Genomic DNA, 6,494 nt, shown 5'->3' on the forward strand with positions numbered 1-6,494 from the left:
CTTAATTGTAGCCCTCTGTTGGATCCTCTGGTCATTCTTTGGTGCCCTTCCCTTTGTCTTTTCAGGGCAAATTCCCAATATGATAGACGCCTTCTTTGAGATTAGTTCTGGCTTCACAACAACGGGAGCAACCATTTTAAATGATGTTTCTGTCTTAAGTCGTTCTCTTCTATTTTGGAGGAGTTTTACCCACCTCATCGGAGGGATGGGGGTACTGGTTTTTGCCCTAGCTATTATGGACAATGCTAAAAATAGTCACCTAGAAGTTATGAAGGCTGAGGTTCCAGGACCAGTATTTGGCAAGGTTGTATCTAAGCTAAAAAATACAGCTCAAATCCTTTATATCCTTTACCTGGCTATGTTTGCCCTCTTTGTGGTTATTTATTACCTTGCTGGTATGCCACTCTACGATAGTTTTGTTATCGCTATGGGTACTGCTGGTACTGGTGGCTTTACTGTTTATAATGACGGAATTGCCCACTATCACAGTTCTCTCATTACCTATCTGACAAGTGTCGGGGTTTTGATGTTTGGGGTCAATTTCAATCTATACTACTACCTCATGCTCCGTCGTATCAAGGAATTCTTTTTTGATGAAGAACTCCGAGCCTATCTCTTGATTGTAGCCATATCAACTGGCTTAATCACACTCAACACGCTTCACCTCTATAGTGGCGTTTCTCAAAGTTTTGAGATGGCCTTCTTCCAAGTATCTAACATCATTACCACTACCGGTTTTGGATATGGAGATATCACGAACTGGCCTTTGTTCTCTCAATACATCTTGCTAATGCTGATGGCAATCGGTGGTTCTGCTGGTTCTACCGCTGGTGGTCTCAAGATCATCCGTGGAGTCATCCTGTCTAAAATTGCTAAAAATCAAGTCTTGTCTACCATATCACCTCACCGTGTGTTAACCCTTCAGGTTAATCAAACGGTTATTGATAAGGATACCCAGCACAAGATCCTGAAGTATTTTGTGGTTTATATCATGATTCTACTCAGTTTGATTTTCATCGTCAGTTTAGATACCAATAATTTAATGGTTGTCACGAGTGCTGTTTTCAGTTGTTTTAACAATATCGGTCCTATTTTAGGAACAACTGCAAGTTTCTCAATTTTTAGTCCATTTTCAAAACTTCTACTATCCTTTGCAATGATTGCAGGACGTCTTGAAATCTATCCAATCATACTGCTCTTTATGAAGCGAACTTGGTCTAAACGTTAGAACAATCAACTTTACACCCTATCTCTCCTCTTCAAGGAACCCTTGAAGGGGGATTTTTTAGTTTCAAAAGACAAGACAGCTCTAAAAATCGACAATTGGGAATTTAAGGATTTTTCTCTCCTATCTTTTAGCTATAATAAGAAAAAAATATAGGGGATACTTTATGGAAAAAGTCATAAAATCAATTCGACTACTCTTGTTCTTTGCCTTAATCCAACTGGCATTTTGTAGTTGTATCTTTTGGTCTGGAACCTCTCTGGCCCTCAAACAATCCTGTTTTTATTTTCTACTGACTTTATTGGGCTTATCTGGGTCTTGTGCCTTTATGCATTATTTATCTAGTCACAACCTGAAAAGAGATAAACTGATTGATAGGAGTCGCTTTATCTTTTTATTTTATAGTATGATGATTGTGGCCAACCTCTGCGGGGTTGGGCTGGTTCTATCAGATACTATCGTTACTGTCAACTTACTTCAAAAAGAAGCTGCAGAACTCATCCTCCCCTCCTTCTTTTTTCTCTTTGGAGTTGATCTTATTACCTTTCTCCCCTTAAAAAAATGGAGAAGGTTGCAAAAAAATTCCAGTAGCAAGGAAGTGAGATTTTCCATCATTATCATTTCCATTTTAATCTTCCTACGTAATCCAATCACCATTTTATCCATCGCTTTTTATATTGGCCTTGGCGCTTTATTTCTCAGTTTTTTATTTCCAAAAAACTTAAGAGAAGAGGTGTCATTCTACAGTCATTTGATTCGGGATATTCTATTTGTCGTTTGTACCTTCCTCTTATGGTAACAAATAGAATCCTTGCAATAATTATGTTATAATTAAAAAAAAATTTTAGGAGATACATCAATGAACTTTTTTAAAGATTTTCGTAAGCGACTCGCTTGGTTTGGGATTTTGTTAGTAGCTATCTTTCTATCTCAGACTCCTATGCTAACTCTAGCTATACTAACTAAAATTCAGTTTAATCCAATCTGGTCAACAATTCTTGTGTCCCTTATTTCGATTCTTGTACTTGCTATCTTTTTATACGGAGCCCATAAGAGCAAGTTGCTGGATTTAAAATCTAAACTTCTCACCATTAACGATCTTCCTCGCATTGTCTTAAGCTATCTAGTTATTTATGTTGGAAATCTTGTGGGTGGAATCTGGTTACAACTCGTGAAGCAAACAACAACTGCTAATCAACAAGTAATTAACAACCTTGTTTCTGAAAGCTCTCTGATTAGCAGTTTCTTCCTCATCGTTTTAATCGCACCTATTTGTGAAGAAATCATTTGTCGCGGGATTATTCCTACCAAACTCTTCCAAGGCTACGAAAAGTTTGGCTATGTCATTGGTTGGCTAATCTTCCTCCTTGCACATATGCCTTCTAATCTCCCTTCCTTCTTGATTTATGGTTGGATGTCAGTCGTCCTCACTTGGACTGCTTATCGTACCAGACGTTTGGAAATGTCTATCTCGGTCCATATGTTACTTAATAGTATCAGCTTCATCTTACTGGCACTCTTCACAATTTTTATGAAAAATTTCGGTATCTAATACCCAATTATCCATTCCTTTAGGCTGGATCAATCGTCCTGGTCTAAGGGATTTTTTTGTTTCAAGCAGCACTTTATCTCGGAAAAATTCATTTTTTCTACCATCTTAAAAAATTTTAAAAATATTTTTATGCATAAATTTTATAAAGTTTAAAAATGGATATCTATACTGAAGTTATTTACCGATTAGCGACCTAAAAGACCTCCTAAACTCCGTCCCTCACCAGGGCAGAGTTTAGGAATTTTGTTAAAACCAGCCTACAAGAAAAGCCAAGAAGATATTTTTCTTGGCCTTTTTCAATAGATTTAAGGTTCCAAAGCAAGTACTTTTTTACTACAACACTGAGTTTTACAAATCGATTTTATTTGCCAAACGCAGTTAGTAAGACAGGTAGCTAGACCACTTCCTTTCTGTTACGATGGAAAAACCCACGAATCGATACCATTCGTGGGTTTTGCCTAGTGAAGCGTTTAGGTAAATTGCCATAGCGGTTACCGTTTATTAGATTGCGATACTTGGTTTTACAAATCGATTCCATTTGTAAAACTAAGTTAGTGAGGCAGTTAGGCAAGTCTTATAAGACTTGCCGTAGTCTACTTAGATTGCTTTGCAATCAAGTAGACTTACTGAATCACATCTTTTCCTCTAACTCTACATCCGGATACTTATCTGCAAACCAACGGAGGGCAAAGTCGTTTTCAAAGAGGAAAACAGGCTGGTCAAAGCGGTCTTTGGCCAAGATGTTTCGGCTTGAAGACATACGCTCATCCAGATCTTCAGGTTTGATCCAGCGAACCGTCTTTTTACCCATTGGGCTCATAACCACTTCTGCATTGTACTCATTTTCCATACGGTGTTTGAAGACTTCAAACTGCAATTGACCAACGGCACCCAACATATATTCACCCGTTTGGTAGTTGGTATAAAGCTGAATAGCTCCTTCTTGCACCAATTGCTCAATTCCCTTGTGGAAAGATTTTTGTTTCATGACGTTCTTAGCAGAAACTTTCATGAAAATCTCAGGTGTAAAGGTTGGCAGTGGTTCAAACTCAAACTTATTTTTTCCAACAGTTAGTGTATCCCCAACCTGATAAGTACCAGTATCGTAAACCCCGATGATATCTCCAGCTACGGCATTAGTGACATTCTCACGACTTTCAGCCATAAACTGAGTAACATTTGACAGCTTAGCTCCCTTACCAGTACGAGGAAGATTAACACTCATACCACGCTCGAATTCACCCGATACAATACGAACAAATGCGATGCGGTCACGGTGACGAGGGTCCATGTTGGCTTGAATTTTAAAGACAAATCCTGAGAAGTCTTTGTCATAAGGATCAACAATTTCTCCGTCTGTTTTCTTGTGTCCATGAGGTTCTGGAGCAAACTTGAGGAAGGTTTCAAGGAAGGTCTGTACTCCAAAGTTAGTAAGTGCTGAACCGAAGAATACCGGAGTCAATTCACCCGCAAGGATGGCTTCTTCTGAGAATTCATTTCCAGCTTCTTGCAAGAGCTCGATGTCATCCTTGACTTGCTCGTAGAATGGGTTGCTAGCAAATAGCTTGTCCCCATCTTCCAGACTAGCAAAGCGTTCATCCCCTTTGTAAAGTTCCAAGCGTTGGTTATAGAGGTCATACAAGCCTTCAAAGGCTTTCCCCATCCCGATTGGCCAGTTCATCGGGTAGCTAGCTATGCCCAAGACTTCTTCTAGTTCTTGCAAGAGATCTAGTGGTTCACGACCGTCACGGTCCAGCTTGTTCATAAAGGTAAAGACTGGAATGCCACGGTGTTTAACAACCTCAAATAACTTTTTGGTTTGGGCCTCGATACCCTTGGCAGAGTCCACAACCATGACAGCCGCATCCACCGCCATCAATGTACGATAGGTATCTTCTGAGAAATCCTCGTGCCCTGGAGTGTCGAGGATATTGACACGCTTACCATCGTAGTCAAATTGCATCACAGATGACGTTACCGAAATCCCACGTTGTTTCTCGATATCCATCCAGTCAGACTTGGCAAAGTTTCCTGTTTTCTTCCCTTTTACAGTACCTGCCTCACGAATCTCTCCCCCAAAATAGAGCAATTGCTCAGTGATGGTTGTTTTCCCCGCGTCCGGGTGAGAGATGATGGCAAAGGTACGGCGTTTTTTAATTTCTTCTTGAATGTTCATAAGTTCTCTTTCTTTCTACTTTTTTAATAATTTCAATTTATAAGCATTCTTTGTTACATCGGACTCTAAAATTCCTTTCAACACTCCATTATATCGGATTTTAGAGAGTTTTTCAATTGCTTACACAAGAAAAAGCAGGTCTCTATAGTAGACTTGCTTTTAAATAACAGATATTGCAATTTGTATTTTGTGATTGGTCGACTCAAATTCTATATCTTCTTTTAGCTTACAATCTAAATCATGAAAGAGTTGATTCTAGTGCCATTTTCTTTTGCCAGCGTTTCTTAAACAAAATATCAAAGAGCACCAAGGCTGAAGAAAGAATGATTGAAACCAGAAGATACTTGATCCAAATAGGAGCATCTGGGATAAAAGGCGTAGTATTCAAAAGCCCGTAATTCCCACCTGTCACTTGATTGACTCCAACTAGGAAAAGATTAAGAATAAAAGTGTAGGCGATAATGCGATACTTTTTAAGCAGAGTCTTATCGTAGTGATTCATGAGATAGACAAGTGAATTTACCAGGAGAGCATAATGTCCAATCAGGAATGAAAAACTAGTAATATGCGGAAAGTCATATGGATCAAAAACCGGATAACCCAAGGCAAATACTGCTCCACTAGCTCCCATAAGGGCAAAATACTGTTTGGTTTTCCATTTGTCTGGCAAGAATACTACTGCAAACATGGCCAAGCGGCAATGGTAAAGAGGCAGACTATTTGAAAATGGAATGCTAAAACCTATATACCAAGCGTAAAGAGCTAGCAGTTGCGCAATTTGAATCCACTTAAACAATCGAACAAATTTGGGATTTTTGTAGTAAGTAAGAGAAGCATAAATAGACAAGGCAAGAAGGCCTATCATGACACCGTACCAAAAAATGGGAATAGGAGGCGGTGTGGTTTGGGTTCTTGTAATAAAATGATGCATAAAATCTCCTTAAAACAATAAATTCAGTTGTTCGCTAACTATTCTGATGTTTGTATTTAACAAATTGATTGATGAGGACGAGAATCCCTGTCATCAGACTGGTTACTATCAAATAATTAACCAAGGCGCTATGATCCCCAATCACAGGGGGATTACTCAAAAAGCCATAATTCCCTCCTGTCAAGAGGTTGGCTAGAAAGATAATTGCATTGACACCAAAGGTCATCTGACATATTTTCCAAGCATCTCCTTTTTCAACTTTATAATATCTAATAAGATAAATCAAGCAGTTAGCCAAGAGGGCTCAGTGTCCGAAAACATTGTTGACCGAGGAAACATGAGGGAAAGGAAACGGATAAAAAACTGGATAAACTAAAGCCATAATAGAACCAAATACTCCAACCAAGGCAAAGTATTGTTTGAAAAAGGTCTTATTAGGGGCAAAAAGAATCATCCACATAGCCATGCGACTATGGTAAAAAGGGAGAGCCTCAGACAGGGGCAGGCGCACAGCAATATACCAAGCGTTGATAATCAGTAATTGAATCAATTGACCCCAATACCAAAAATCTCGATAAGGTTTAAAGGAGGCATAGCGAATTGATAGAGC

Annotated in this window: 5 protein-coding genes and 1 pseudogene; 3 read left to right on the forward strand and 3 right to left on the reverse strand. The window is 38.9% G+C overall.

Annotation, left to right across the window (positions count from 1 at the left end):
• The 3 genes from HMPREF1116_RS03125 to HMPREF1116_RS03135 all read left to right on the forward strand — a co-directional run.
• Positions 1 to 1,228, forward strand: a 1,228-nt coding sequence (locus tag HMPREF1116_RS03125; protein WP_000663542.1) for a TrkH family potassium uptake protein, incomplete at its 5' end; no start/stop codon positions are given.
• Positions 1,229 to 1,391: 163 nt separating this feature from the next.
• Positions 1,392 to 2,024 carry a hypothetical protein gene (locus HMPREF1116_RS03130; RefSeq protein WP_007554473.1) on the forward strand — a complete coding sequence of 211 codons (633 nt, stop codon included), beginning with the start codon at positions 1,392 to 1,394 and terminating at the stop codon, positions 2,022 to 2,024.
• 60 nt (positions 2,025 to 2,084) lie between these two features.
• The gene (locus HMPREF1116_RS03135) at positions 2,085 to 2,777 is read left to right on the forward strand and encodes a CPBP family intramembrane glutamic endopeptidase (protein ID WP_001008804.1); all 693 of its coding nucleotides are present in this window, start codon (positions 2,085 to 2,087) and stop codon (positions 2,775 to 2,777) included.
• A gap of 631 nt (positions 2,778 to 3,408) precedes the next feature.
• Here HMPREF1116_RS03135 and HMPREF1116_RS03140 read toward each other — a convergent pair.
• The 3 genes and pseudogenes from HMPREF1116_RS03140 to HMPREF1116_RS03150 form a co-directional block, all read right to left on the reverse strand.
• Positions 3,409 to 4,953: a peptide chain release factor 3 gene (locus tag HMPREF1116_RS03140; protein ID WP_001025409.1), complete on the reverse strand. Its 1,545-nt coding sequence runs from the start codon at positions 4,951 to 4,953 to the stop codon at positions 3,409 to 3,411.
• A gap of 238 nt (positions 4,954 to 5,191) precedes the next feature.
• Complete coding sequence (locus tag HMPREF1116_RS03145) at positions 5,192 to 5,884, reverse strand: YwaF family protein (RefSeq protein WP_000546389.1); 693 nt, start codon at positions 5,882 to 5,884, stop codon at positions 5,192 to 5,194.
• A 34-nt stretch (positions 5,885 to 5,918) separates the two neighbouring features.
• Positions 5,919 to 6,494, reverse strand: a pseudogene (locus HMPREF1116_RS03150) (YwaF family protein); the annotation flags it as partial.

Source organism: Streptococcus sp. SK140 (assembly GCF_000259525.1).
In the GTDB taxonomy this organism is placed as follows: Bacteria; Bacillota; Bacilli; order Lactobacillales; family Streptococcaceae; genus Streptococcus.